This is a genomic window from Sphingomonas aurea (assembly GCF_030678875.1).
In the GTDB taxonomy this organism is placed as follows: Bacteria; Pseudomonadota; Alphaproteobacteria; order Sphingomonadales; family Sphingomonadaceae; genus Sphingomonas; species Sphingomonas aurea.
Genome location: NZ_JAUUDS010000007.1, coordinates 147,806 through 174,620, shown reverse-complemented (window position 1 = coordinate 174,620; position 26,815 = coordinate 147,806). Strand labels below are relative to the sequence as shown.

The window sequence follows — 26,815 nt, the reverse complement described above, 5'->3', positions numbered from 1 at the left end:
AAACTGTGATGGTTTTATTAACCCGATCAGCCGGTCGCCGCATCAGATCGCGACACCCTGGAGCAGGCGGGGCAGCTGCCCGCTTTCTCCCCGTGCTTCGGCCATGAAGCGGTCCTTCAGCGGCGCCAGCGCGTCGACCGCGGAGATGCCCAGCCGTCGCACCGCGCTGGCCGTGCGGCCCGGCACCCCGAACAGGCGGGTCAGGCTGTCGGTGGCGGCGGCGACCATCAGCGTGTCGAGCCCGCGCCACCGCTCGTACCGCGCCAGCAGCTGCGCGTCGCCCAGGTCCAGCCCCAGCCGCTTTCCCTCGACCAGCACCTCGGCCAGGGTCGCGACGTCGCGAAAACCCAGGTTGAGCCCCTGCCCCGCGATCGGATGGATGCCATGTGCCGCGTCCCCCACCAGCGCCAGCCGCGGCGCGGTGATCCGCGCGGCGTGGTGGAACCCGAGCGGATAGGAGGCGCGCGGACTCGGTGCCGACAGCGTGCCCAGGAACCCGCCCATCCGCTTCTCGGCCTCTGCCAAGAAGGCGCGGTCGGACAGTTTCGCCAGTCCTGGCCCGTGCTCTCCCCTCACCGACCAGACGATCGCCGAGCGGTGGCCGATCTCGTCATCGGGCAGCGGGAGCAGCGCGAACGGGCCGGCCGGGTAGAAGATCTCATAGGCGACGTTGCCGTGCGGGTGCTGGTGGTGGAACGCGCCGACGATCGCGGCATGATCGTAGGACCAGCGTGCGACCTTGATCCCCGCCGCCTCGCGCGTCGGCGAGTTGCGCCCCTCCGCCGCGATCATCAGGCCAGCACGCACGGTGGTGCCGTCACTCAGCGTCGCGGTCACGCCGGCCGCACCGCGGTCGACCGCGACGGCGCGGGTCTGCATGCGCAGGTCGATCGCCGCCGCCGCGCCCGCCGCCTCGAACAGGGCGCGACGGATCAGCTTGTTCTCGTACATGGTCCCCAGCCGGCCGTCCTCGGCATCGGGGGTGAAGTCGAGCGCACCGGGGCGCAGGCCATCGCTGACCCGAATGCGCTCGATCGCGCAGCCCCGCCCGCCCAGCGCCGCGCCCAGCCCGATCGCGTCGAGCATTCGGCCGCTGGCACTGGCGATCGCCGAGGCGCGGCCGTCGAAGCCGGGTGCCAGCGTGACCGCCGGGTCGGCCGGGTCGATCACGATCGAGGTTACCCCGTGCGCCGCCAGCGCCAGCGCCAGCGTGGTGCCGACCAGGCCGCCGCCCAGGATGACGACGTCGGCGCTCTGCGTAGATCCGTTCATGGCGGCTTCCTACCCGCCCGGCCGGTCGCGGCCAAGCTTGACGTACTAAACGAGAACGCCGATGCTTTGGGCGCAGCGGAATTTCGGGGATTTGTCATGGCGAGCCAGGCGCAGCCTGCCTTGTGGCGCGAGACGGTGAAGGCGGGCGCGGTGCGCAGCGGTGCGGTGATCGCCGCGGTCGGGATCTTCGCCCTCACGCTGGCGCTGGCCCTCGCACTCGCCAGCTATCATCCCGGCGATCCGGCGATCAACACCGCCTCGGGACAAGGCCCCGCGAACCTGCTCGGCTTTCCGGGCGCGTGGCTGGCCGACCTGCTGCTGACGCTGTTCGGACCGGCGGTGGCGCTGCTGCTGCCGATCGGGCCGATCATCGGCGCACGGCTGTGGCGCGATCAGCCGGCGGGGCGCTGGGGACGGATGCTGGGCGGCGGCGCCCTTGGTGTGGCGCTGATGGCGAGTGCGCTGGCCTTTGTCTCGACCTCTGCGGTCCTCGCGCTGCCCGCGGGCTGGGGCGGCCTGATCGGTATGGCCGTCGCCGGCGCGGTGCGCAGCCTGCTTGGGTTGGCCGGCGAACCGCTGGTCGCGCTGTGGGGCGGGCGCGTGATCGGCCTGATCGCGGCGGTCGGCGGCGCGATCGTCTGGGGCAAGACGCTCAACATCGATCTCGGTGAGCGCCGCTGGCGCCTGCGCCGGACCGCCGTCGCCGATGCGGAAGCCGGCGACGATGACGGCTATTATGATGACGAAGAGGACGAGGAGGAAGAGCCCCTCCAGCTCGCCCGCCGCGCGGTGCCACCGCGTGCGGTCGCCGAGCCGGACCCCCGCCCCGCCCCCGTCATCGCCGACCGGCAGCTCGCACCCTCGATCGCCGCGCCGAAGCGCCAGCAGCAGCTCGACCTGCGTGACAATTACACGCTGCCCGGGCTGGACCTGCTGGTTCCCTCGCCGCCTTCGAACGCCGGGCCGGTCGACAAGGCGGCACTGGAGCGCAACGCCCGCCTGCTGGAAACCGTGCTTGACGACTTCAAGGTGCAGGGCGCGATCACCGAGGTACGCCCCGGCCCGGTCGTCACCATGTACGAGCTGGAACCGGCACCGGGCATCAAGGCAAGCCGCGTCATCGCGCTGGCCGACGACATCGCCCGCAACATGAGCGCCATCTCCGCCCGTGTCGCGGTGATCCCCGGCCGCAACGTCATCGGCATAGAGCTGCCCAATGCGCGGCGCGAGTCGGTGTCGCTCCATGAACTGGTCGCCAGCCAGAGCTTCGAGGATCAGGCCGCGCAGCTGCCGATCATCCTGGGCAAGAATATCGCGGGCGATCCGGTCATCACCGATCTTGCTCCGATGCCGCATCTGCTGGTCGCGGGCACCACCGGCTCGGGCAAGTCGGTCGGCCTCAACTGCATGATCCTGTCGCTGCTCTATCGCCTGACGCCCAGCCAGTGCCGGATGATTATGATCGATCCGAAGATGCTGGAACTCAGCATGTACGACGACATCCCGCACCTGCTCTCACCGGTGGTGACCGATCCGGCCAAGGCGGTGCGGGCGCTGAAATGGGCGGTCGAGACGATGGAGGACCGCTATCGCCAGATGTCCTCGGTCGGCGTGCGCAGCCTGGCGGGCTTCAACGACAAGGTGCGGGCGGCGAAGGCGAAGGGCCAGCCGCTCGGCCGCAAGGTCCAGACCGGCTATCATCCCGACACCGGCCAGCCGGTGTACGAGGAGGAGAAGCTCGAATACGATCCACTGCCCCAGATCGTCGTCATCGTCGACGAGCTGGCCGACCTGATGATGACCGCCGGCAAGGAGGTCGAGTTCCTGATCCAGCGGCTGGCGCAAAAGGCGCGCGCGGCGGGCATCCACCTCATCATGGCGACGCAGCGCCCCTCGGTCGACGTCATCACCGGCGTCATCAAGGCGAACCTGCCGACGCGCATCAGCTTCCACGTCACCTCGAAGATCGACAGCCGCACCATCCTGGGCGAACAGGGTGCCGAGCAGCTGCTGGGCAAGGGCGACATGCTCTACATGCCGGGCGGCAAGGGCATCGTCCGCGTCCACGGCCCCTTCACCAGCGACGACGAGGTTCGCGCCGTCGCCGACCATTGGCGCGCGCAGGGGCAGCCGGATTACATCAGCTCGGTCACCGAGGAGCCAGAGGAGAGCTTCGCCCTCGAGGGCGCGCCGACCGGCGAGGATTCGGCCGAGGACCAGCAGTACCGCCAGGCGATCCAGCTGGTCTGCGAGAGCCAGAAGGCGTCGACCAGCTGGCTCCAGCGCCAATTGCGCATCGGCTACAACTCCGCCGCGCGCCTGATCGAGAAGATGGAGAAGGACGGCATCGTCGGCCGCCCCGACCATGTCGGCCGCCGCGAGGTGCTGCGCGACGCGGAGGGCCACGCGATCTGATCCGATACGGAACCGGGACGAACCGGTTGCGTAATGGTCCTCGCGACACGGATCGATCCGATGCCGCATCGATCGGGGGAGGATGAGTGTCCGCGTCATCATGGATCGCCGCCGCGGCGGCGCTGTTCGCCGTGCCGGCCGCCGCGCAGCAGGCGACGCCGACCACCGGCCAGGCTTCCCCGATCGATCCGCAGGGCGACACGCAGAGCCAGCCCGCGACCGGCGCCGGTGATGCACCTGCGCCAGAGGAGCCGAACCCCTCGGCGCTCACCGCCGACACGCGCCGGCCGCCGCCGCCGGGGCTGATCGGCGACTGGCTGGAGATCCGCACCCGCCTCGCCCGGCGCGGTATCGGCCTGACCGCGCGCTACGCGTCGGAAAGTGCCTATAACTTCACCGGTGGCGAGCGGCGGCTGTTCCGCGAGACAGGGCAGCTCGACGCCGGTGTGCTGCTCGACCTGAACAAGGTCATGGGGCTGAAGGGCGGCGCGTTCCAGGGCACCGTCACGTTCCGCCGCGGCCGCGACCTGACCACCGATGCCGGGCTCGGCGCGCTCCAGCAGGTGCAGGAGGTCTATGGCCGGGGCCAGACGCTGCGCGTGACGCAGTTGTGGTACGAGCAGGTGTTGGGCGAGAAGCTGGAGGTGAAGCTCGGCCTGACCAATCCGGGCGAGGATTTCGCCGCCTTCTCGTGCCAGTTCATGAACCTCAGCTTCTGTGGGGCACAGCCGGGCAATCTGGCGGGGGATTACTGGTACAACTGGCCGGTCAGCCAGCTGGGCGCACGGGTGCGGGTGAAGCTCGACGACACGCACTATGTCACCGGCGCGGTGTACCAGATCAATCCGCGCAACCTGAACGATCGCTTCTTCGTCGCGCATGTCGATGGCGGCACCGGCGTGCTGGTGCCGGTCGAGGCGGGATGGACGCGAAAAGATGCGACCGGCCGCGTCGGCACCTACAAGTTCGGCGGCTGGATCGGAACGGCGGACGGCGACGACGTGTTCCTCGACATCAACCGACGACCCGCCGTCGTCACCGGCCTGTCGCCGCTGCGCCGCTCGTCGCGATACGGTGTCTACGTCAATGCCGAGCAGCAGCTGACCGGTCGCAGTCGCGACGGTGCGGCGGTCAGCGGGCTGTCGGTGTTCGCCAACGTCACCCAGACCGACCGGCAGACCAGCGTCACCGACAATCAGGTGTCGATCGGCCTCTTCTATCGCGGGCTGTATCCCAAGCTGCGCGGCGAGGTGCTGGGCGTGGCGCTGGCCCGTACCAACGTCAATGGCCGCGTCGCGCGGGCGCAGCGGTTGGACCAGGCGATGCCCACCGTGCAGGACTCGGCCGAATATGCCGCGGAGGTCTATTACTCGGTCCAGCCGCTCGAGGGGTTGGAGCTGCGCCCCAACGTCCAGTGGATCCACCATCCCGGCGGTGTCCGGTCGGCCGACGATGTCGGCGTGATCGGACTGAAGGCGGCGGTGACCTTGTAGGCGATTCAGTCGCGGTTCAATCCGGCCGCGCCAGGGATCGCGGTCGCCAAGGAGAAGTCGATGTTCCGTTACCTGTCCACCGCCCTCGCCGCCTGTGCGGTCGCGGCCGCGCCTGCCGCTGCCCAGGGCAACGACCTTTCCGCGGTCCAGCGCCATCTTCAGGGCGTGACGACGATGACTGCCGACTTCTCGCAGACCGACCGCAACGGACAGGTACTGACCGGCACGCTGACCTGGAAACAGCCGGGCAATATCCGGTTCCAGTATCAGAAGGGCGTGCCGCTGCTGATCGTCGCGGAGGGCGGCGCGCTGACCTTCGTCGATTATTCGGTGAAGCAGGTGCAGCGCTGGCCGATCCGCAACTCACCGCTCGGCGTGCTGCTCGACCCCAGCCGCGACCTGTCGCAGTTCGCCAAGGTCGTGCCCGACGCCGACCCGCGGCTGGTCTCGGTCGAGGCGCGCGATCCCAAGCATCCCGAATATGGCCGCATCACGCTCGTCTTCGCGCGACAGGCGGACGCGCCGGCTGGACTGATGCTGCAGGGCTGGGTGGCGCTCGACAGCCAGAACAATCGCACCACGATCCGCCTCTCGAACCAGCGGTACGGAGTGCCTGTCGCCGGCAATGCGTTCAAGTGGGTGGATCCGCGGCGAACCGCTGGCCGCAAATAACGATTTCATTCATCGGTGCGACAGGTTCGCGCGGCTAGTACGGTTTTCGCGGATGTGGGGCGTTCGGGATTTCCCCCCTGTTGCCCGGACCGGTACTCACTTCCCGCCTGCGTGACGAACGCTAGGTCGGCCCTCGCTCCATGCCCCCGGAGCGGGGGCCTTTCTGCGTGAGGCGCACAAAGGCCCCCGCTCGGCCGGCGGGCAGAGCCCGTCCGACGACGCGGGCTTTGCCCGCGGCGCGTCCGCAGATATGAGCGGGCGCGTGAAGATCGTCTCCTGGAACATCAACTCGGTGCGGTTCCGCATCGACATCGTCGAACGCTTCCTGCGCGAGGTGAAGCCCGACATCCTGTGCCTTCAGGAAACCAAGGTGCTCGACCAGGATTTCCCGCACCAGCCGTTCAAGTCGCTCGGCTACAAGCACATCCTGATCCACGGACAGAAGATGCATCACGGCGTCGCGATCATCAGCCGGGTGCCGATCGTCGAGGACGACCGGCTCGACTGGCAGGCCAATCGCGAGGCGCGGCACCTGGGCGTACGGCTGCCGAACGGCGTGCGGCTGGAGAATGTCTACGTGCCCGCCGGTGGCGACGTGCCCGACCGCGAGGTCAACCCGAAATTCGGGCAGAAGCTCGACTTTCTCGACCGGATGACACGCTGGTCGGAGGGGCTGGCGTGTCCCACCCTGCTGGTCGGCGACTTCAACATCGCGCCGCTGCCCGAGGATGTCTGGAGCCACAAGCAGTTGCTCGACGTGGTCAGCCATACTCCGATCGAGGTCGAGACGCTCGCACGGCTGCGCGATGCCGGCGACTGGGTCGATCTCGGCCGCCACTTCCATCCGGCCCCTGCCCGGCTGCACACCTGGTGGAGCTACCGTGCCAAGGACTGGGCGGCATCGGACCGCGGCCGGCGGCTCGACCATATGTGGGCGACGCGCGACGTGGCGGTACAGGCGGTCGGCCACACGGTGTTCGAGGATTGCCGCAGCTGGCTGAAACCGTCCGACCACATCCCGATCATGACCGAGTTCGCCTGGTGAACGCAGCCGGATCGGGACCGCGCGACGTGTCGCGGGCGATCGATGCGCTGCGTCGGGGCTGGCCGATCGCGATCCACGCTGCCGGCGAGGACCCGCTGGTGCTGCTGGCGGTGGAGACGGCGGACCCGCGCTCGCTCGATACCTTCGCGCCTGCTGGCCGGTATCCGGTCCTGATCTCGAGCGGACGCGCGGCGACGCTGAAGCTGACCAACCAGCTCGCCGCCGCCGATCCGGACCTGCCGGTGGTCGTTGAGCCGGCGCCGTGGCTCGACTTCGACACCGCGGTCGCGCTCGCCGATCCGGCTCTCGACCTGGCGACCCCGCTGAAGGGTCCGTTCCGCACCGAGGAGGTCGACCGGCCGCGCGCCTCGCTGGCCGCGATCCGGCTGGCGCGGATCGCGGGGCTGCTGCCCGCCTTCTTCATCGACGGCATCGATCCGGAGGTCGTGATCGCGCCCGAGGCGATCGACCGGCATCAGGATGCCCGCACGCTGCGCATGGCCACACGCGCGCGCCTCCCGGTCGAGGGGGCCGAGGATGCGGAGATCGTCGCCTTCCGCGCGCCCGATTCCGCCGACGAGCATGTCGCGCTGCTGATCGGCCGGCCGGACGAACGGCCGCCGCTGGTCCGGCTGCACAGCGAGTGCCTGACCGGCGACGTGCTCGGCAGCCTGAAATGCGACTGCGGCCCGCAGCTGCGCGCCGCGATCGCCGCGATCCGGGCGCATGGCTGGGGCATATTGCTCTATTTGCGGCAGGAGGGGCGCGGGATCGGGCTGGTCAACAAGCTGCGCGCGTACCGGTTGCAGGACCAGGGTTTCGACACGGTCGACGCCAATACGCGGCTGGGCTTCGCGGTCGACGCGCGCGACTTCGGCGTGGCGGCGCGGATGCTCGACCTGCTCGGCCAGCGGCAGGTGCGGCTGCTGACCAACAATCCGGCCAAGGTCGCGAGCCTGGAGGCGGCCGGGGTCGCGGTGGCCGAGCGTGTGCCCCACGCGCTGCCCGCCAACCCGCACAACGAGCGGTATCTGGCGACCAAGCGCGACCGGACCGGGCACCAGCTATAACAGGGTTTCACCCGTCATGCCGCGCTCGTTCCGGCATGACGGTGAGGGGAACTTACGCTGCGGTCGCCGTCGCCCAGGCCGCGGCGATCTCCGCCAGGTTGTCGGCCGCCGCGCGGAACGGCGCCGGGTCGGTCCCGATCGACGCGTCGACGATCGAGCGGCGGGCGCCGGCATAGATGCGCGACAGCGTCTTCGACAGCTCGCCGCCCTGTTCGTAGTCGAGCCCGGATTCGAGCGCGAACAGTATCGCGGTCGCGCGCGTCACCCGCTCGCTCTTGACGCGGTAATGGCCCTGTTCGGTCGCGCAGGCTGCCGCACGCAGCGCCGCCAGCAGTTCGGTATAGAGCAGCTGGACGAGCTGCGGCCCGCTCGCGGCCTGGCTGGTGCGGCCGGCGGCGTCGATCTCGCGATAGGTCGCCCAGGGATCGCGCAGGAGGGTGGATGCATAGGCCATCAGCTGTCGCTCTTCGTCCAGACCTTGATCTGCTGTTCGAGGAAGGTCTGCGACGCCTTGTAGGCGGCGACACGGGTATCCATGGCGGCGTATTGCTGCGTCAGCCGCGTCGACATCGCCGTGGCGTCGGTGCCGGCCTTCGTCTGCTGATCGGCGATCGTCTTCTGCGCCTTGGTGTAACGGGTGGTCGCCGCATCGAGGCCATAGGTCTTGTCGGTCGCCGTCGCCGTGATCGCCGACAGTGCGCCCGACAGGCCGCCCTTGCCGTCGGTGCCGGTCGCGAAGATCGCCTCCACCCCCGCGGGATCCCTGGCCATCACCGCCGCCAGCTTGGCGGTATCGAGGGTCAGCGATCCGTCGCGCTGGGTCGCGATGCCCAGGTCGGCGAGCGTCTGCGGCCCGCCGGTCGTCGAGGTCGCCAGCTTTTTGGTGGTCAGCGTCGACAGGGCGCGGGTCAGCGCCGTCGCGGTCGTATCGGTGCGCAGCACGCCATCGACGCTGTTGGTTTCTTCCGAGATCAGGCTCTTCAGCTCGTTGAAGGTCGCGACGACATCCTGCACCGCCTGGGTCAGCGCCGATCCGGGCGCGGTGGTGCCCAACGTCACCGACGGGGTCGTCGCCGAGGTGGTCGATACCAGGTCCAGCTTCACGCCTGTCAGCAGGTCGGAGATGGAGTTGGTGGGGCGCGAGAAACTAGCGCCGTCCAGCGTCAGCAGCGCGTCCTTCGCGGTCGCGCCGATGGTGGTGCCGGTCGCACCTGCGCCGACCGACAACGTCGCCAGCCCCTGCCCCGCATCGGAGGCGTTGTCATCCGTGCCGACGATCTCGAACGCCTGTGCCGCGCCGGTCGAACCCTTGATGGTCAGGCGGACGCCGCCATTGTCGTTGACCAGCGTGGTCTGCAGCCCGGTCTTCGCCTTGATCTGCGCGGCGATCTGATCGAGCGTCGCATTCGGCGCGATGGTGATCGGCACGCTCTTGGTCGGCGACAGCGTCGTCGTGCCGTTGGTCGTGACATAGCTGCCGATATTCACGGTCAGCGTGCCACCACGGAACGCCTGCGTCGCGGGTATGGCAGTCTTGGTGGTGGCGGCCTGCGCCCCCGCCAGCTGCTCCACGGTCATCTGGGCCGACAGACCGGCGACGTTCGCACCGGCGATCGCCGACACGTTCACCACGCCGGTGCTGGAGCTGTAGGGCTGGGTGGTCAGCGTCCCGCCGTTCACCAGCGACTTCAGCGCACTGTCGAATCCGGTGATCCCCGCCTTCAGCTTGGCAACGCCCGAGATCTGCGCGGTCAGCGCGTCCGACTTTTTGGTGAACTGGCTGTTCTTGGCCGAGAATTGTGCATCGACCAGGCTCGACACCAGCGACTTGATGTCGATGCCCGATCCTGCGCCCAGCGTCTGCGCGATCGACGTGCTGCTGCTCGAGCTGCTGGTACTGCTCACCGTGGTCATGACGCGTTCTCCGGCATGTCTGGGTTAACGACCGGATGGCGCGGATATTAAGCGCGAATCGGTCGGCGATCAGGCGGTTTTCTGGCCATTCTCGTCGAAGCGCGCGGTCGGCGGCACGTCGACCGGCGGGGCGCTGCCGCCCGCCTGGACGTTGACGCCGAACACGAACGCCAGCACCGTCGCGATCGGCAGGTACAGGTCGTCGCGAACCTCCTGCCCCTCGCGGCTGGTATAGTAGACGGCGCGGGCGAGCTGCGGATATTCCAGCACCGGCACCGCGATCTCGCCGGCCAGCTCGCGGATCGCCAGCGCGGTGGCGCCGCGACCCTTGGCGACCACCACCGGCACCTGGTCCCTGCCCCGGTCATAGCGCAGCGCGACCGCGAAATGGGTCGGGTTGGTAAGCACGACATGCGCCTCCTGCACCGCCTTGCGCATGCCGCCCGACAGGATCTCGCGCATCTTGGCACGCTGGTGGCCCTTCGCTTCCGGGTTACCCTCGCTCTCCTTGTGCTCGTCGCGGACCTCCTGCTTGGTCATACGCATCTGGCCCATGCGGCGGATGATCTGGATCGGCACGTCGATGCCGGCGATGGCGACGAGACCCATGGCCATCGCGATCATGATCCCGGTGAAGGTGCCGCCGACCTGCTGCAACGCATCGTCGAGGTTCGACTGGGCAAGGCCCAGTGTCGAACGCGACGCCTTCCACAGCATCCAGCCGCCGACGCTGCCGAGCAGGACGACCTTCAGCAGCGACTTGCCCAGCTCGATCCAGCCGTTCATCCCCAGGATGCGCTGGAGGCCGGAGGCGGGATTGATCCGCTTGAACTTGGGCGCCATCAGCCCGCCGTTGAAGCTCGCCCCTCCCAGCATGACGCCGCTGACCACCGCCGCGACCAGACTGATCGCGAGCAGCGAGCCGACCGGCATCGCCAGCCGCCAGCCCGCCTGCGCCAGCGGACGCCAGGGCGAGAAGCTCTCGACATCGCCACGCCCGAACTGGAAGCTCGCCGCCATCACCTCGCGGCAGGCGGCCAGCAGAGCCGGGCCCATGAACACCAGCCAGGCGACACCCGCCAGCACGACCAGCGCCGTCGCCAGATCGCGCGAGCGCAGGACGTTGCCGTCGTCGGCCGCCTGTTGCTTGCGCTTGGCTGTCGGGGCTTCTGTCTTTTCGCCGCCTCCCTCGGACATGGCGCGTCAGCCCAGGATGATGGTCTGGAGCGCGCCCAGACTCTCGCGGATGATGACGAGCATGTAGTCGCCCATCGCCGGGAAGGCGACGGCAAGCGCGATCACGCCGACGGCAAGGCTGGCCGGCATGCCGACCGAGAACAGGTTGAGCGCCGGCGCCGCCCGGCTCATCATCCCGACGACCAGGTTCAAACACAGCAGCAGGAACCCCACGGGCAGAGCCAGCAGCAGTCCGGCGAGGAAGGCATAGCCGCCGAAGAAGGCGATCGCCCGCAGCCGGTCCGCGCCCAGCCAGGCGGCACCGGGGGGCAGCGCCTCGTAGCTCTTCACCAGCATGTCGACCAGGACGAGGTGACCGTCGACGGACAGGAACAACAGGGTCAGCATCACCGACATGAACTGGCCGAGCGCGGGCGACGAGCGGCCGTTCTGCGGGTCGATCGACGAGGCGAAGCCGATCCCCATCGTGCCGCCGATCATCTCGCTGGCGATCAGCGGCGCGGCGAACGCGGTCTGGAGGATGAAGCCCATCGCGAGGCCCACCAGCGCTTCGGCGGCGACCGACACGAAGGTGCCGACCGCGAAGACATTGGGCGGCGGCACGATGCTGTGCGTCGACAGGACCAGGATGCCGATCGCCCCGGACAGCGACACGCGCACGGTCAGCGGCAACGACACCGCGCCGAACACCGGCGCCGCGACGAACGCCGCCCCGATCCGGACCATGACAAAAACCAAGGCCCAGATCTGCGGTTCGATGGCAAGGCCCAGCCCCAGCATCGTCCGGCTACTTCACCAGGTCTGGAATACGCTCGAACATCCCGATCGTGAAATCGCTCAGCAGCCCAAGGATCAGGCTACCGAAGATCAGGATGGAGAATGCCACCACGACCAGTTTCGGCACGAAGGTGAGCGTCTGCTCGTTGATCGAGGTGGCGGCCTGGATCATGCCCAGGATCAGCCCGGCGAGCAGCGCCGGCACCAGGATCGGCGCGCTGGCGAGCGCCAGCACCCACATCGTCTGGTTGGCGACGGTCAGGAAATAATCGGCGTCCATCGTCTCTTCCTAGATCCTCCCCCGGCGGGGGAGGTGGCAGGGCGCAGCCCTGACGGAGGGGTGTCCCCCGGTTGTGGCATCTCCGGACGGCGACACCCCTCCACCACCGCTTCGCGGCGGTCCCCCTCCCCTTTCAGGGGAGGAGTGATCGGCTTCACGTCACGAACGAGTTGGCAAGACTGCCCATGGTCAGTGCCCAGCCGTCGACCAGCACGAACAAGAGGAGCTTGAACGGCAGCGAGATGATCGTCGGCGACAGCATCGCCATGCCCAGGCTCATCAGCACGGTCGCGACCACCAGGTCGATGACGATGAACGGCAGGAAGATCAGGAAGCCGATCTGAAACGCCGTCTTCAATTCCGAGGTGATGAAGGCCGGCAGCAGGACCGAGAAGGGAATGTCCTTGGCACTGGCGAACGGCCCGGTTTTCGCCATGTCGGAGAACATCTTCAGGTCCTTGATCCGCGTCTGCTTGGTCATGAAGTCATGCAGCGGCGCGCCGGCGGTCGAGATCATCTGCGTGCCGGCCAGCTGCCCGGCGGCATAGGGCTGAATCGCGGTCGTGTTGATCTGGTTGATCGTCGGCGCCATGATGAACAGGCTGAGGAACAGCGACAGGCCGATCAGCACCTGGTTGGGCGGCGTCTGCTGAAGGCCAAGTGCCTGGCGCAGCACCGCGAGCACGATGATGATCCGGGTAAAGCTGGTCATCATCAACAGGATGCCCGGCAGGATCGTCAGCAGGCCCATGATGATGAGGACCTGGAGCGACAGCGACAAGGGCGCCGACTGGCCCTGCTGCCCGCCCAGCTGCCCCAGCGCGCGGTCGACCGCGTCGCCGACGCCCGGCACCGGCGCGCCCGGCGCACCGAGCGGCGTGGCTTGCGCGAAGGCGGGCGCCGCGACGATGACCGCCAGCAGCACGGCCAGCACGATCCACACCAGCGTCGCCATCGGCGAGCGGGCGGGCCGTGCGGGTTCGCGCGCGCGGACCAGCGCGGGGCCGCTGCCCCGCCGTGTCACGGAAATGCTCACTGGTCGGCCCCGATGCCGGTCTTGTCGATCAGCGCGACACCGCCGCGACCGACAGAGACGAGCAGCCGCTTGCCCTCGAAATCCAGCACCGCGAGGCGCAGGCCGGGCGAGATCATCATCGTCTCGCGCACCGCGATCAGCCGGTTGGACTGTTTGCCGGGCATCCGCCCCTCCAGCTTGCGCCACAGATACAGGCACCCGATCATCAGGCCGCAGACTAGCGGCAGCAGCACGACCAGCTTCAGGATGTAGGACCAGAGCATCGGATCAGCCGCGCTTCTCTGGCGAGACCAGCTCGGTCATGCGCACGCCGAAACGCTCGCCCACCGTCACCACCTCGCCCCGGCCGATCAGCGTGCCATTGACGAACACGTCGAGCAGTTCGCCCGCCTGCCGGTCCAGCTCGATCACGCTGCCCTCGCCCAGCGCGAGGAGTTCGCGCAGCGTCAGGTTGGTCGAGCCGATCTCGACCGTCAGCTTGACGTCGACATCCTGCAGCAGCCGGAAATTGTTGGCGACGCCACCGGGCACGGCGGGATCGGTCGTGAAACCGCCGGTCATGTCGTTCATGGATTCAGTCCTTCATCGGATTCGGGTTGGGCAAGCGAGGTCAGGCGGATCGCCGCCCGGCCATTGGAGGTGCCGACGGTGCCGCAGCCCAGCCGGTCACGGCCGACCATCACCGGCACGTCGGGGGCGATCGCGATCGGGATCACGTCACCGGCCTTCAGCTCCATCAGCATCGACAAGGGCACGACCGGCTCGGCGAGGACGGAGCGGACCGGGAAGCGGACGCCCATCGTCGCGCGCGCCAGCGCATTGCGCCATGCCGGATCGGGTTCCGCCTTGTCGACGACCTTGCCGGTCAGGGTGGCACCGTGCGGCTTCAGCGCGAGAACGGGATAGAGGATGTCGACGAACATCGGCTTGGCCGTGGTGTCGACGCCGACGCGGGTGACGATCACGGCGTCCTCGCCGTCGATATCGGCCGCCTGTTCCAGCCTGCCTGCCTCGAACGAGACCCGGGCCAGCGGTTCCCAGGCCGTGCCGAGCGCGTCGGCGAACATACCCGCCACCCGCACCGCCATCGCATCGGCAGCGGGCGAGAACTCCGCCGGCATCGGCAGCGGCGCGACGCCGGCCCCGCCAAAGAACAGGTCGAGCATCTCGATCAGGAAACGGCCGTCGATCACCAGCCAGGCATGGGTCGGTCCGCCCGCCGTCCCGGGTGTCATCGCCAGTGGCAGCCAGCCCGTCAGCAGGTCGCCACGCTCGGCCCGGTAATCGGCGAAGCGCTGCACGCTCAACGGCTCGGCGAACGAGCGCACCTCGCGCCGCAGCAGCGTCTCCCACACCGGCCGCAAGCCCCGCGCGAGCCGCGCGGACAGATGCTGAAGCGTGTGGAGGTCGCCGAACGGATTCAGCTTCTGTGCGCCCAGCACTGCCGCCTCGGCAGCCGCACTGTCCCCGACGCGGGGACGGGTGCGTCGATCGGTTGTTGGCTGGGCGTTAACCATGCCTCACTGAACAACGAAACTGGTAAAGTAAACGTTACTGATGCCGCCGAATCCTTCCTTCTGCTGCAACGTATCGTTGATTGCCTTGACCAGTCGCTGCTGGAGCGCGCGCTTGCCCTGCGACGAGAAAACCGCCTCCTCGCTGGTCTCGCCCAGCGCCATCAGCACCGCCGAGCGGACGGCGATGTCGTTGGTCTTCAGGTTGGTGATGACCTTTTCGTCATAGGGCGTGGACACCGCTACGCCGACCTGGACGAAATGGACCGAGTCCTGCAGGTTCGCGGTGAACTCCTTGTCCATCGCGTAATAGTTGGACGCGTAGGGGTCGCCGCCATGGCCCTCGGGCGTCGGTGCGCCCTCGACCTTGGCCGCGCCGCCTTCCTCGCCGCCGCCATGGCCACCGCCCTCGCCGCCTTCGCCGCCCTCGCCCGCGTGCTTCTGCTCGCTCTTGGGCACCAGCTTGGGCTTGTTCGGGTCTTCCTTCTCGGCCGCGGCATGGCCGCCGCCGCCGATCATGCCGGACTGCGCGGCATAGACGCCCGCGCCGACGCCGCCGCCGACCAGCACGACCAGCGCGACGACGCCGATCAGGATCTTCTTCATGCCGCCCTTCTTCTTCGGCGGCGTCTCGTCCTTGGTATCCTTCGCGTCACTCATCGGTATTTTCCTTCAGATCAGGCGATGCGGGCATCGTCGGCCTCTGCGGCCATGGTGGTCGGGCGGGCGCCGGCGGGGCGGGCCGGGGCGGCGGGCTGGCGGCCCTGCCCCTGCGGCTGGCCGGATTGGGCGCTGTTGCCCTGCGACTGGGTCTGCGCCTGCAAACCGGAGCCGGTCGACGCCTGATAGGCGGACGAGCTAGACGAGGATGAACCCTGCGGCTGCCCCTGCGGCTGCTGGCCGGTCTGCGCGGACGGCGCTGCCGCCTCGACGCTGGTCTGGCCCAGCTTCAGCCCGCGCTGGTCGGCAACCTCGGCCAGGCGCGGCTGCGCCTCCTGCAACAGGGCGCGGGTCTGCGCCTGCTCGGCGGTGAAGCGGACATGGATCGTGTCGCCGTCGCGCGTCAGCCCGATCTCGATCGCGCCGAGCGCGTCGGGGACCAGCCGGATACGAGTGTCGGCGGCATTGGCGGCATCGGCAGCGGCGTCGCGCAGCGTCTCGATCCGCTCGACCATCGCCTGTGGCCAGCGTGGCTGGGTCATGTCGAGCGGCGGCTGCTGCACCGTGTTCGCGGCGACTGGCGCGGCGGTGGCGGCAACAGGCTGAGGCGTGGCGATCGGATCGGCCGGCGCCGCCGCGTCGTTCGGGACGGCGCGCCGCTCCTGCTCGTCGGCGGCGGCGATGGCCGGCGCGAAGACAGCGGCGGCTGGCGCGGTGATGCGGACTGGGGCCGCGGCGGGCGTTGCCACGGGTATCGGCGGAGCGGCCTGATGCGGCGTGGCCGGTGCGGGCGCAACCGGAGCGGCCATGTCCGCGACGATCGGACCGACGGGATCGGCCGGCGGCGCCGCTGCGGGCTGCACGACAGGCGCGGGCTGAACGACCGGGGCCGCGGCAAAACGCCAGGGGACGCTCGGCTCGACGGGCTGCGGCGCGACGGCGGCGCGCAGCGTGACCGCACCGCTATCGGCAAGCAAGGTCGCGGTGGAGCTTGCCGGCGCCTGGGTCCGGCGCGGCGCCGCCGGTGCCACGACCGGGGCGGCGGCTGCGATGATCGGTGCGATCTGTTCGGACAGGACGGCAGGAACCGGCGCCCCATCGGTCGCCGGCATCGCGGCAGGTGCCGACGCCGTGCCGGCCGGAAGCGTCGCAGCCATGGCCGGTGCGGCGCGCTCGGTGGCGCGCTCGATCGCCGGAGTTGTCGTCTGCGCCCGTGCGGGCAGCGGGGCCGTTATGACGGCGGACGGCTGGTCGGGCATCACCATCGGCTGGGCGAGAGGAACCGCGTCCGGCGCCGGCGGTGCGGTAAGGACCACTTGCGGCGTCGATGCCGTCATCGGCTCTCGAGCGGGTGCGACAGAGACGCGTTCGGCCTTCGCGTCGGGAACCGGATCATCGGCGGCGGCTTTCCCGCGAACCGGGGCCGCCTTGCCGATAATGGATCGGGGTTCCTGCGCTACGTGCAGGGTTGGGTCGGCGATCACGGCCGGCTGATCCGTAACCACCAGCGCGGCGTCCTGCTTGGCCTGCGGCGTGACGAGGGTCGAGAGCACGGCCGGAGGTGTCGCAGCTTCGATTGTCGTTGCCGGCACTGCATCCGCAACGGCCGGCAGATCCGCCTCCTCGCTCGTCGGGGCGGGCTCGTCCCCGGTCGTCTCCCGCTTGACCGGCCGTTCCGCCACCTCACGGCGAACCGGCTTGGCGGCGAGCTTGGGCGGTGGCAGCTGCTCGGGAAGGACCGGCCGGGGCATCTCGGCGGCAGCGGGTTCCGCGGCGGCCGTTTCGGTCTCGGGCACTACGGCGTCAAGCTTGGCGACCATGCGCGGCAGCGCCTTGGGTGTCGGTGCGGCGGCGATGTCCGGCGTGCGGACCTCAGCCGCAACGGGCGCCTTCTCGAGGGTCGGGGATGACGGCGGGGCGAAGCGCGGGTCGACCGGTAGCAGCGTCGTCGCCGGCAGCACCGGTGCCGCGACCGGTTCGACGCTCATGTCCGCCAGCATCACCGGCGCGGCGATCGCGTCCGGCAGCGTCGGCAGTGTCGCGTCGGCCACCGGCAAGATCTGGCCGGAACCGGCAGGCGCCTGCCGGACGGGTGCGGCGATCGCCTCTACGCCCACGCCCAGATCCGGCAGGACAAACGCGATCGGCGACCCGGCACCGGCTCCGGCGGGAGCGGTGCCGCGCGGGGCGACGACGGCGTTGGGCAGAGAGGCGGCGAGGCTAATCATCAGGTGCTCGGGCATCCGGTCGTTACGGTCGACCGTCGATCAGCAAGGATCGTGCCGTTTGCGTGCCTGGGGCGGGGCGTTCTGCAGATCGCGCGCCTCGCGGTACAGCGCGTCGAGGCGCGCGCGCTCCATCAGCTTCTCGACCGCGCTCTGGTCGCGGTGCGCGGCGCGGCTGGTTTCGGCGGCGCGGAGCGACCGCTGCTCGGCATTCTGGACGCGGAATGCCGCGGCATCGGCGGACTGGTTCAGCCGCTCGCGGAACAGCGCGGTGCCCGCCATCGCATAGGCGCCGGTCGCGGTCGGCGTCGGCGCCACCGCCTCGACCAGCGCGGCGATGCGCTGGGTCATCAGGGTTTCGTTCGCCAGCGCGGCGGCGGCGCGCGCCTCGTCGGCGCGGGCCAGGTTCAGCTGTGCGGTGCGGACACGGTGGATGCGTGCCAGCGTCTTGCCCTGCATTGGTTCAGCCCCCCGCTTCAGCCGTCGCCGAACACGCCGGTCAGTTCGGCCGCGGCGACGTGCAGCGGCACGACCTCGTCGGCGTCCTGGCGGACATAGTCGGTGATCGCGGGATGATAGGCGATGGCCGCATCGATCGCTGGGTCGGCGCCAGCGCGATAGGCGCCCATCAGCACCAGGTCGCGATTTTCCTCATAGGTCGCCAGATGGCGGCGCAGCACGCGCGCGGCGAGGACATGGTCGCGCCCGACGATGTCGTTCATGACGCGGCTGACCGAGGGGCCGACGTCGATCGCCGGATAGACACCGCGCTCGGCCAGCGCGCGGCTCAGCACGATATGCCCGTCGAGGATCGAGCGGGCGGAGTCGACCACCGGGTCGTTGCCGTCGTCGCCATCGGCCAGCACCGTGTAGATCGCGGTGATCGAACCCGATCCGTGCGCGTCGGCGCCGGCGCGCTCGATTAGATTGGGCAGCATCGCGATGGCGGACGGCGGATAGCCGCGCGCCGACGCCGGCTCGCCCAGTGCCAGCCCGATCTCGCGGCCCGCATGGGCGACGCGGGTCAGCGAGTCCATGATGAGCAGCACGCGCTTGCCCTCGGCCCGGAACGCCTCGGCGATCGCGTGAGTGCGCAGCGCGCCGCGGATGCGCAGCACCGGGGAGTGGTTGGCCGGCACCGCGACCACGACCGAGCGTGCGCGCGCCTCGCCTGCGACCTTGGTGTCGAGGAAGTCGGCGACCTCGCGGCTGCGCTCGCCGATCAGGCCGATCACGACCACATCCGCCTGCGCGGCGCGGACCATCATGCCGAGCAGCACCGACTTGCCGACGCCAGAACCGGCCATGATGCCGATCCGCTGCCCCTGCCCCACAGTCAGCAGCCCGTTGATCGCGCGCACGCCCACGTCGAGCGGCTGGAGCACCCGCCCCCGGTCGAGCGGCCCCTGCAACTTGCCGGCCAGCGGCCAGCGGCCAGCGCCACGGATGGGACCGAGCCCGTCGATCGGCTTGCCGGCGCCGTCGACCACCCGGCCGAGCATCGCCGCGCCGACCTCCGCCTCCCCCGGTGCGCCGACCGGGCGCACCGCGGCCTTGGGCAGCAACGGCGCGGGGCCGCCAAGGTTCATCAGCAGCGTGCGGTCGCCGCGAAAGCCGATCACCTCGGCATCCACCGTGTCGCCGATCCGGCAGACGGTGCCGACCGGCAGGGTCAGCCCGACCGCCTCCATCAGCAGCCCGTCATAGGACGCCAGCCGCCCCGACACGGTCGGCGTCGGGCGGAAATCGGCATCGGCCAGCGTGTCGAGATAGTCGGCGGTGAAGCGGTTCAGCATGGTCGGAGTCAGGCAGCCAGCGCAGTGGGGAGCGGCACGCGGTCGATCGCAGCGGCGAGTTGTTCGAGCCACATCGCCGGGCCGTCCTCGACCACGGTCGAGGCGCTCTCCAGCACGAAGCTGCCGCGGTCGACGCTCGCGTCGCCGACGGCGAAGATGGTCGCGGGCAGTCGCCCGTCGAGCAGCGCGACGTCGTCGGGATGGACGCGCAGCATCGCCGATTCGGCAGCGTCGGCGAGCATGCCGGCCGCCGCGTCGATCCGCGCCGCCAGCCGGTCCGCCGCGACGCCGACATCGCCGACGACGCGCGTGACGAGCATCAGTACGGTCTGGCGCAGCCGCGCCGCCATCGCCTCGCGGTCGAGCCGGTCGGCGCCCAGCGACCCGGCGATCCCGGTCAGCAGGTCCGCGTCGCGCGACTGGGCGGCGTTGGCGGCGGCAGCGGCAGCGGCCACCCCCTCGGCATAGCCGGCGGCATGCGCCGCCTCGACGGGATCGACGAACGGGGTCGGCTCGGCCGTGGCGTCCAGCGGGTTCCAGCCGGCGGTCGGGTTCTCGGCACGATTGGCGGGGCTGAAATGCTTCGGCCCGGCTTCGCCGCCCATCCCGGCCGCACCCGCAGCCATCGGCGCGACGCGCGCGCGCGGATCGACCGCCGCGAAGCCGGTGGGCGCCGGCGCGAAGGCGGCGCGCAGCAGCCCGGCGGCAACCTCGTGACGGGCGGCGAAGCCGGCGACGAACTCAGACATAGTCGTCCTCGCCCGCGCCCATCTGAATCGTACCGTCCTTGGCCAGATTGCGTGCAATGGCGATCATCGCCTTCTGCGCCTCCAGCACCTCGGCCAGCTTCATCGGGCCGCGTGCCTCCATCTCGTCGCGGATGCCGTCGGCGGCGCGCGCCGACATGCAGCCCAGGAAACGGTTGCGAATCGCCTCGTCCACGCCCTTCAGCGACTTGACCAGCACCTCGCCGTCGACGTTGCGGATCAGCGTGCCCAGGTTCTTGTCGTCCATCTCCAGCAGGTTGTCGAAGACGAACAGCGCCTCCTCGATCGCCTTGGCGACGTCGCGGTCGATCTTGAACAGCTTGGGCATCACCCGCTGTTCGACCGACTTGCGCGCGCCCGACAGGATCTTTGCTGCCTCGCGCGCGCCGCCCAGCGTCACCTGCTGGCCACCGCCGGCACTGCTGCGCTGGGCCAGCAGCGCCTTCAGCGTCTCTACCGCCTCGGGCGTGATCGGCCCCAGCTTGGCGATGCGGTGAAGGATGTCGGGCTGCATATATTCGGGCAGTATCTCGAGCACCTGGCCGCCGACCGTCGGATCCAGATTGGCGATCAGGACGGCGGCGATCTGCGGATGCTCCTTCTCGATCATCGCGGCGATGTCGGTCGGCTCCATCCAGTCGAGCAGTTCCAGCTCACACGCTGCTTCCGCCGGGGTGATGCGGGCGAGCACGCTCTCCGCCTTCTCGGCGCCGAGCGCGCGGTTCATCACCGCCTCGACCTTGTGCCGGGGATCGAAGGTGATGCCGGTCCGCTCGCGCGCGCGGCCGACGAAATCGTCCAGCACGTCCTCGACCTCTTCCTCGGACACGTCGGCGACCGAGAACATCGCCGCGCCCAGCTGGCGCACCTCGTCGGGTTCCAGCTTCTGGAGGATCGCGGCGGCCTCTTCCTCGCCGACGATCATCATCAGCACGGCGGCCTTTTCGATGCCCGTGTACGTACGCGCGGCAGCGGTGGTCACTTGGCGTCGGCCTTTATCATGTCGCGCACGGCCAGTGCGGCGCGCGCGGGATTGTCGCGGGTGAAGCCGCGGACGGCGCCGATCCGCTCGTCATAGCCTTGCGTGTTCTGCATCTGGTCGAGGCTGACCGCAGGAGCGACCATCGGCAGCGGACCCGTGGGCTGCCCGTCCGGGCCGATCGCGGGAGCGCCGGTGGCGAGACGCGGCGCCTCCGCCTCGTCCTTCTTCTTCATCAGGGCCTTCGCCAGGGGGCGGACACCCAGCAGCAGCACCAGCAGCGCGATCAGGATCGCGGTCAGGTTGCGCGCCAGCATCGGCAGCCAGCTATTGTCGTACCATGGCGCCTTGTCGGCCATGTCGGTCGCGCTACCGGCGAACTGGCGGCTGATGACCGTGACGTTGTCCTGGCGCTGCTGGTCGTAACCGACCGCGCTCTTCACCAGGTCGGTGATCTGGTTGATCTCCATCGCGGTACGGCGACCCTTTTCGGGCTCGCGCAACACCACCGCGACCGACAGCCGCTTGACGGATCCGGGCGCCGCGCGCGTCACCGACACCTCGCGGCCCAGGTCATAGGCGCGCTGATAGCTGTCGGACTGTTTGGCGGGATCGGGCGCGGGACCACCGGCGACCGGCTGCGGGCTGCCGCTGGCACCGACCGCCGGGGTCGGCACCTGCAACATGCTGGCGGGCGGCGGCGTGTTCGACAGCGCGCCGGGGATGCCGCCGGGGCCGCCGCCGGTCTTCTGGTCGCCGGTCCACTGCCCGGTCTCGGCGCGCAGCGTGCCCTGCTTCTCATAGCTCTCGCGCGTCGCCTGGGTCTCGTCGAGGTTGACGTCGGCCTGCACCTCGGCAGAGAAATTGCCGGTGCCGAGCAGCGGGGTCAGCAGCTGCGTCAGCTGCTGGCGGTACTTGTCCTCGACCCGGCGCTGGAAGTCGATGCGCTCGTCGCCCAGCGCGGCGGTGGCGTCGCGGCCGCCCGGCTTGGTCAGCAACGCGCCGGCCTGGTCGACGATGGTGACCGAATCGGGCTTCATCCCCGGCACCGACGAGGCGACGAGGTTGATGATCGACGAGACCTGCGCGTCCGACAGGCTGCGCCCGGCCGCCAGCTTGACGATCACCGACGCGGATGGCGCGGCATTGTCGCGCACGAAGACGCTGACTTCGGGGGTGGCGAGATGGACCCGCGCCTCGATCACCGCGTCGATGTCCTGGATCGAGCGGGCCAACTCGGTCTCGCGCGCCTGGCGCAACCGCTCACCCTCGACGGCGCGGCTGACGCCCATCGGCAGCTGGTCGAGGATCGCATAGCCGCCGGGCGCCTGCTTGGGCAGGCCCTGGCTGGCGAGCAGCATCCGCGCGCGGCTGTAGCTTTCCTCGTCGACGGTGATCGCGCCGGTGCCGTCGTCGACATGCGCGCCGATGTTCGCCTGTTCCAGCGACTGCATCACCGCCGCCTTGTCGGCATCGGCGAGGCCGGTGAACAGCGTCTTCTGCGACGGTGTCGACAGCGTCGCCCAGGCGAGCGCGGCGGCGCCGACCAGACCGACGAGCATCGCCATCGGCGCGGCACGGCGGACGGCGGGCTGCGCCATCACGCCCTTCATCTGCTGAAGCGGGTTGGCGAAACGCTCGGGGATCGCGCCAGAAACGGCGGGCGTGGTGGTGGTCAGGGCAGTGCTCATCGTCGATTACACCGGCATGCTCATGATGTCCTTGTAGGCGGACAGCAGTTTGTTGCGGACTTGCAGCGTCGCCTCGAAGCCGACACTCGCCTGCTGGCGGGCCAGCATGACCTTGGCGATGTCGACCGTCTCGCCCCGCTCGTAGCTCTCGCTGATCTTGGCGGCGGCGTTCTGGCCCTCGTTGACGCTCTTCAGCGCACCGTCGAGCGTGTCGGCGAAGCTGGTCGGCTTCGTCTCGGCCGGGCCGGTCGGAACCGGCGCGCTGCTGGCGCGGGCCAGCGCTTGGTTGCGCTCCAGGATCTGGGCGCGCAACTGCATCACCCGGTCGACACCGCCGACGCCGCCCACTCCACCGACGCTCATGCGCTGGCCTTCCAGTCATTGGCGGCGGGGACGATCTCCTCGCCCTGCTCGCGGGCCTTTGCCAGGCGATAGCGGAGCGTGCGCTCGGAAATGCCCAGCCGCCGCGCCGTCTCGATCCGGCTGCCGCCACAGGCGCGCAGCGTGTCGCGGATCGCGGCGAACTCGCTCATCTGCACGACCTTGCCGAGCGACTCCGGTGCGGCAGGCGCGGCGATCGGAGCGGGTGCAGCGGGCATGGTGCGCGCGAAGCTCATGGTGACCGGGCGGTCGAACACGATGTCGGTCGCCTCGATCGTGTCGCCGCCGGCGAACAGCAGCGCGCGCTGAATCACGTTCTCCAGCTCGCGGACGTTACCCGGCCAGTCATGCGCCTTCAGCTTCTCGATCGCGTCCGTGGTCGGCCAGGGCACCACCGCGCGGGCGCCGGCGTGGCGCAGGATCATCGTCGCGGCGAGCGCAGGCACGTCCTCCGGCCGGTCGGCCAGCGCCTTGGTGGTCAGCGGGAACACCGCGAGGCGATAGTAGAGATCGGCGCGGAAGCGGCCGGCGGCGACTTCGGCCTGCAGGTCGCGATTGGCGCAGGCGATGACGCGCACGTCGATCGGCTGCGGCACGGAAGCGCCGATCGGCACCACCTCGCGCTCCTGCAACACGCGCAGCAGCTTGGCCTGGAGCGACACCGGCATCTCGGCGATCTCGTCGAGCAGGATCGTGCCGCCATCGGCCGCGCGGAAGAAGCCCTCGCCGCCCGACGACGCGCCGGTGAAGGCGCCCTTCTGGTGGCCGAACAGCAGCGCCTCGAGCATCGTCTCCGGCAGCGCGGCGCAGTTGATCGCGATGAACGGCTTGTCCCGGCGATCCGAGTTCAGGTGGATGGTCCGCGCCAGCACTTCCTTGCCGGTGCCGGTCGGACCGTTGATGAGGACGGTTATGTCGGCCTGCGCCACCCGCTCGGCCAGCGCGAACAGCGCCAGCGTCTCGGGATCGGCGGCCGTCGGCAGGTCGGGACCGCCCAGCATCGCGCGGACAAAGGCATTGCCGACCGCCGCGTCATTGCCGCCGAACGCGATGCGGTGCGGGCCGCCATCGCGCGCCGGGGCGACGTGCCGCCCCTCGGCACCCTCTGCCTCGCCGACGATCAGCGTGCGCGCCGGCAGCAGCACCGATTCGCCCTCCGCGACGACGAACAGGTCGCCGACACGCGGCTGGGTATCGGCCGCGCCGATCGCGAAACCCTGCGCGCGCAGCGACGACATCATCGCGTAGCGGTTCCGGGTGATCGCGGCAGAGGGGAAGATCGTTCGCATGGTGGTCCTCGGGTTCGCCACTCGATTGCACCGATGAAGGTAAACCGCCGGTAAACTCCTGCCCCTTGCCGGCAGATATTTTCCGGGCGCGCGCGGGCCCGCCCATGCTCGTGCATGCGGGGCGAATCCCCGCCTGCACGAGGGATCGCCCAAAACGATTGCCGTGCGATTTTCCCGCTTAAGCCGCGCCGCGCCCGGCCGTTCCTTGCTGTGACGGCTCGGCCCTCCGCTCTGGGGGCGGCGGTAGAAGCCGTAGTGGACGGAGACCAGATATGACCGTTATTGCAACCAACACCTCGGCCATGCGCGCCGCCAATGCCTCGATGAGCGCCAGCTCGTCGCTGTCGACCGCCATGGAGCGCCTGGCGACCGGCAAGCGCATCAACTCCGCCAAGGACGACGCCGCCGGTTCGGCCATCGCCAACCGCATGGCCAGCCAGGCCCGCAGCATGTCAATGGCGATCCGCAACGCGAATGACGGCATGAGTCTGGCGCAGACCGCCGAAGGCGCGATGAGCGAGGTCACCTCGATGCTGCAGCGCATGAAGGAGCTGGCGACCCAGTCGGCCACCGGCACGCTGCAGGATTCGGACCGCACCGCGCTGCAGGCCGAAATGTCGCAGCTGACCAGCGAGATCAACAACGTTTCGAAGAACACCACCTTCAACGGCGTGAAGCTGCTCGACGGCAGCCAGAAGTCGGTGAAGCTGCAGACCGGCATCAACTCCGGCGAGACGATCGGCATGGCGATGGTCGACAGCCGCGCCGCGACCCTGGGCCTGACCGCACAGGTCGACGCCGGCGTCATCGTTCCGACCGGCCCGCTGGCCAACGGCGACCTGACCATCAACGGCCAGGCGGTCGCTGCCTCGGCCGCCGATGCCAAGACGATCGCCGCGGCGATCAACGCGACGACCCCCACATCGAACGTCACCGCGACCGCCAAGAACGTCGTCACCGCGACGGTCGGCACGATCGCAGCGAACAACACGCTCGTCATTAACGGCACCACCGTCACGATGACCGCGTCGGAAAAGAGCGCCGACTCGCTCGCCGCCAAGATCAACACCACGCTGAAGGCGGCCAACTCGACCGTCACCGCCAGCACCGACTCGAGCGGTTCGCTGGTCCTGACCGAGAAGGACGGCGGCAACATCACGCTGACCGACACCAACTCGATCCTCAGCGGCGTCAAGGATGTCGAGGGATCCGCGGTGACGATGTCGGGTGCCACGGCGATCCGCGGTTCGCTGACCCTCGAAGGTCAGGCCGGCACCGGCATCACCATCGGCGGCGCGACGCCCGGCAATGCCGGCCTGACCGCGACCAGCGTGTCGGCCGTGTCGATCGGCAGCCAGGCAGGCGCCTCCGCGGCGATGGCGGTCATCGACGCCGCACTGGACAAGATCTCGGCCGGTCGCGGCGATCTGGGCGCGGTGCAGAACCGCCTTCAGTCGACGGTCAACAACCTGACCACCACCACGACCAACCTGTCGGACGCCAAGAGCCGCATCGAGGACGCCGATTTCTCGACCGAATCGACCGCCCTCGCCAAGGCGCAGATCCTCAGCCAGGCCTCGACCGCGATGCTCGCCCAGGCGAACCAGTCGCAGCAGTCGGTGCTGAAGCTGCTCCAGTAATCCGGATCGGCGCCGGCACCTGCCCCCAAGGATCGGGGTGCCGGCGCCGGCCCTTCCTTCGGGCAAGGGCAGCGAGAACCCCGGCGGTTCCCGAACAGGGAGCCGCCGGGGTTTTTTCGTGTCAGAAGGAGAAGGACGTCAGCACGAGGATGCCGGTCTGGAGCGTCTCGCGGTAGCGGACCTCCGTCTCGTTCCCGGGAGGCGGCTGGTTTTCTCGAAAGCCGTCCCCGAGCACTCTGGTGTTTGGATCCAGCACGATCCCCACACCGATGTTGAAGCTCTGCGTGCTTTTTGTGTTGTGACGGAAGCCGATCATTACGCCCATTCCAATGGCTTCAATGATCTCGCTCGATCCGGGTTGAACGGCGATGAATGGGCCGACACCAGTTTTGGCAGAGTTCGACGCGAAGAAGTGGTGCCCCTCCAGCATGATCCGCGCGCGGCCGTTATTCTGGTGCGTCACACGCACTTTACCGTCGACGATGACCGCTTCGCTGATCCGGTCGAGCTTACCGACGTCCAAGGTAAACGACAGTCCCGCCCCTAACTTGAACTTGCTCCAGTCCGCATCTGTCGCTTGCTGTGCGACAGCCGGCGCAGAGACGAGCAGCCCCGCAATTGTCAGGACCGCAGAGATATAACGTCGCATAGGAACCCCTCCCTGTTATGCAGGGTGAGGTTCCGGCAGATTGACTGGATTTG

The 26,815-nt window shown here is 69.4% G+C and carries 25 protein-coding genes and 2 pseudogenes; 7 read left to right on the top strand and 20 right to left on the bottom strand.

The window, feature by feature from the left end; genetic code table 11:
- Window positions 1-42: 42 nt before the first annotated feature.
- Window positions 43-1,272: a UbiH/UbiF/VisC/COQ6 family ubiquinone biosynthesis hydroxylase gene (locus Q5H91_RS13470; RefSeq protein WP_305173938.1), complete on the bottom strand. Its 1,230-nt coding sequence runs from the start codon at window positions 1,270-1,272 to the stop codon at window positions 43-45.
- 96 nt (window positions 1,273-1,368) lie between these two features.
- On the opposite strand from Q5H91_RS13470, the gene Q5H91_RS13465 reads away from it, so the two are divergent.
- The 5 genes from Q5H91_RS13465 to ribA all read left to right on the top strand — a co-directional run bounded on the left by Q5H91_RS13465 (window position 1,369) and on the right by ribA (window position 7,967).
- The gene (locus Q5H91_RS13465; protein ID WP_305173937.1) at window positions 1,369-3,687 is read left to right on the top strand and encodes a DNA translocase FtsK; all 2,319 of its coding nucleotides are present in this window, start codon (window positions 1,369-1,371) and stop codon (window positions 3,685-3,687) included.
- Between the two features lie 86 nt (window positions 3,688-3,773).
- A complete protein-coding gene (locus Q5H91_RS13460; RefSeq protein WP_305173936.1) occupies window positions 3,774-5,180 on the top strand; it encodes a carbohydrate porin in 1,407 nt (468 codons plus the stop codon).
- Between the two features lie 60 nt (window positions 5,181-5,240).
- Complete coding sequence (locus tag Q5H91_RS13455; protein WP_305173935.1) at window positions 5,241-5,852, top strand: LolA family protein; 612 nt, start codon at window positions 5,241-5,243, stop codon at window positions 5,850-5,852.
- A gap of 262 nt (window positions 5,853-6,114) precedes the next feature.
- Window positions 6,115-6,897, top strand: coding sequence for an exodeoxyribonuclease III (locus tag Q5H91_RS13450; protein WP_370655265.1), 783 nt, complete (start codon window positions 6,115-6,117; stop codon window positions 6,895-6,897).
- Window positions 6,894-7,967, top strand: a complete 1,074-nt coding sequence (gene ribA / locus Q5H91_RS13445; protein ID WP_305173932.1) for a GTP cyclohydrolase II — start codon at window positions 6,894-6,896, stop codon at window positions 7,965-7,967. The genes Q5H91_RS13450 and ribA overlap by 4 nt, the downstream gene beginning before the upstream one ends.
- A gap of 52 nt (window positions 7,968-8,019) precedes the next feature.
- Here ribA and Q5H91_RS13440 read toward each other — a convergent pair whose 3' ends face one another.
- From Q5H91_RS13440 to Q5H91_RS13355, 18 genes are all read right to left on the bottom strand, one after another.
- Window positions 8,020-8,421, bottom strand: coding sequence for a flagellar protein FliS (locus Q5H91_RS13440; protein ID WP_305173931.1), 402 nt, complete (start codon window positions 8,419-8,421; stop codon window positions 8,020-8,022).
- Entirely contained in the window at window positions 8,421-9,881 is a 1,461-nt protein-coding gene (fliD, locus tag Q5H91_RS13435) for a flagellar filament capping protein FliD (RefSeq protein WP_305173930.1), read from the bottom strand. The genes Q5H91_RS13440 and fliD overlap by 1 nt, the downstream gene beginning before the upstream one ends.
- A gap of 69 nt (window positions 9,882-9,950) precedes the next feature.
- Window positions 9,951-11,078: an EscU/YscU/HrcU family type III secretion system export apparatus switch protein gene (locus Q5H91_RS13430; protein WP_305173929.1), complete on the bottom strand. Its 1,128-nt coding sequence runs from the start codon at window positions 11,076-11,078 to the stop codon at window positions 9,951-9,953.
- 6 nt (window positions 11,079-11,084) lie between these two features.
- Window positions 11,085-11,858, bottom strand: a complete 774-nt coding sequence (fliR, locus tag Q5H91_RS13425; protein WP_305173928.1) for a flagellar biosynthetic protein FliR — start codon at window positions 11,856-11,858, stop codon at window positions 11,085-11,087.
- Window positions 11,859-11,865: 7 nt separating this feature from the next.
- Window positions 11,866-12,135 carry a flagellar biosynthesis protein FliQ gene (gene fliQ, locus Q5H91_RS13420; protein WP_188657693.1) on the bottom strand — a complete coding sequence of 90 codons (270 nt, stop codon included), beginning with the start codon at window positions 12,133-12,135 and terminating at the stop codon, window positions 11,866-11,868.
- A gap of 154 nt (window positions 12,136-12,289) precedes the next feature.
- A complete protein-coding gene (gene fliP / locus Q5H91_RS13415) occupies window positions 12,290-13,171 on the bottom strand; it encodes a flagellar type III secretion system pore protein FliP (RefSeq protein ID WP_305173926.1) in 882 nt (293 codons plus the stop codon).
- Window positions 13,168-13,434 (bottom strand): flagellar biosynthetic protein FliO, encoded by a 267-nt coding sequence (locus Q5H91_RS13410; RefSeq protein ID WP_305173925.1) that lies wholly within the window; start codon window positions 13,432-13,434, stop codon window positions 13,168-13,170. The genes fliP and Q5H91_RS13410 overlap by 4 nt, the downstream gene beginning before the upstream one ends.
- A gap of 4 nt (window positions 13,435-13,438) precedes the next feature.
- Window positions 13,439-13,741, bottom strand: coding sequence for a flagellar motor switch protein FliN (gene fliN / locus Q5H91_RS13405; RefSeq protein ID WP_305173924.1), 303 nt, complete (start codon window positions 13,739-13,741; stop codon window positions 13,439-13,441).
- Complete coding sequence (locus Q5H91_RS13400) at window positions 13,738-14,688, bottom strand: FliM/FliN family flagellar motor switch protein (RefSeq protein ID WP_305173923.1); 951 nt, start codon at window positions 14,686-14,688, stop codon at window positions 13,738-13,740. The genes fliN and Q5H91_RS13400 overlap by 4 nt, the downstream gene beginning before the upstream one ends.
- 3 nt (window positions 14,689-14,691) lie before the next feature.
- Window positions 14,692-15,345, bottom strand: coding sequence for a flagellar basal body-associated FliL family protein (locus Q5H91_RS13395; protein WP_305173922.1), 654 nt, complete (start codon window positions 15,343-15,345; stop codon window positions 14,692-14,694).
- Window positions 15,346-15,362: 17 nt separating this feature from the next.
- The gene (locus Q5H91_RS13390; RefSeq protein WP_305173921.1) at window positions 15,363-17,588 is read right to left on the bottom strand and encodes a flagellar hook-length control protein FliK; all 2,226 of its coding nucleotides are present in this window, start codon (window positions 17,586-17,588) and stop codon (window positions 15,363-15,365) included.
- A 24-nt stretch (window positions 17,589-17,612) separates the two neighbouring features.
- Complete coding sequence (locus Q5H91_RS13385; protein ID WP_305173920.1) at window positions 17,613-18,029, bottom strand: hypothetical protein; 417 nt, start codon at window positions 18,027-18,029, stop codon at window positions 17,613-17,615.
- 17 nt (window positions 18,030-18,046) lie between these two features.
- A complete protein-coding gene (locus Q5H91_RS13380) occupies window positions 18,047-19,366 on the bottom strand; it encodes a FliI/YscN family ATPase (protein ID WP_305173919.1) in 1,320 nt (439 codons plus the stop codon).
- A gap of 8 nt (window positions 19,367-19,374) precedes the next feature.
- Window positions 19,375-20,115: a FliH/SctL family protein gene (locus Q5H91_RS13375; RefSeq protein ID WP_305173918.1), complete on the bottom strand. Its 741-nt coding sequence runs from the start codon at window positions 20,113-20,115 to the stop codon at window positions 19,375-19,377.
- Entirely contained in the window at window positions 20,108-21,115 is a 1,008-nt protein-coding gene (gene fliG / locus Q5H91_RS13370; protein WP_370655264.1) for a flagellar motor switch protein FliG, read from the bottom strand. The genes Q5H91_RS13375 and fliG overlap by 8 nt, the downstream gene beginning before the upstream one ends.
- Entirely contained in the window at window positions 21,112-22,803 is a 1,692-nt protein-coding gene (gene fliF / locus Q5H91_RS13365; protein ID WP_305173916.1) for a flagellar basal-body MS-ring/collar protein FliF, read from the bottom strand. The genes fliG and fliF overlap by 4 nt, the downstream gene beginning before the upstream one ends.
- Before the next feature lie 6 nt (window positions 22,804-22,809).
- Window positions 22,810-23,166 carry a flagellar hook-basal body complex protein FliE gene (fliE, locus tag Q5H91_RS13360; RefSeq protein ID WP_305173915.1) on the bottom strand — a complete coding sequence of 119 codons (357 nt, stop codon included), beginning with the start codon at window positions 23,164-23,166 and terminating at the stop codon, window positions 22,810-22,812.
- Window positions 23,163-24,473, bottom strand: a complete 1,311-nt coding sequence (locus tag Q5H91_RS13355) for a sigma-54 interaction domain-containing protein (RefSeq protein ID WP_305173914.1) — start codon at window positions 24,471-24,473, stop codon at window positions 23,163-23,165. The genes fliE and Q5H91_RS13355 overlap by 4 nt, the downstream gene beginning before the upstream one ends.
- Before the next feature lie 272 nt (window positions 24,474-24,745).
- On the opposite strand from Q5H91_RS13355, the pseudogene Q5H91_RS16595 reads away from it, so the two are divergent.
- Window positions 24,746-25,156 (top strand): annotated as a pseudogene (locus Q5H91_RS16595) (flagellin N-terminal helical domain-containing protein); the annotation flags it as partial.
- Window positions 25,157-25,858: 702 nt separating this feature from the next.
- Window positions 25,859-26,113: pseudogene (locus tag Q5H91_RS16590) on the top strand (flagellin); the annotation flags it as partial.
- Window positions 26,114-26,234: 121 nt separating this feature from the next.
- Here the strand turns inward: Q5H91_RS16590 and Q5H91_RS13345 are convergent.
- Complete coding sequence (locus tag Q5H91_RS13345; protein ID WP_305173912.1) at window positions 26,235-26,762, bottom strand: hypothetical protein; 528 nt, start codon at window positions 26,760-26,762, stop codon at window positions 26,235-26,237.
- Between the last annotated feature and the right edge of the window lie 53 nt (window positions 26,763-26,815).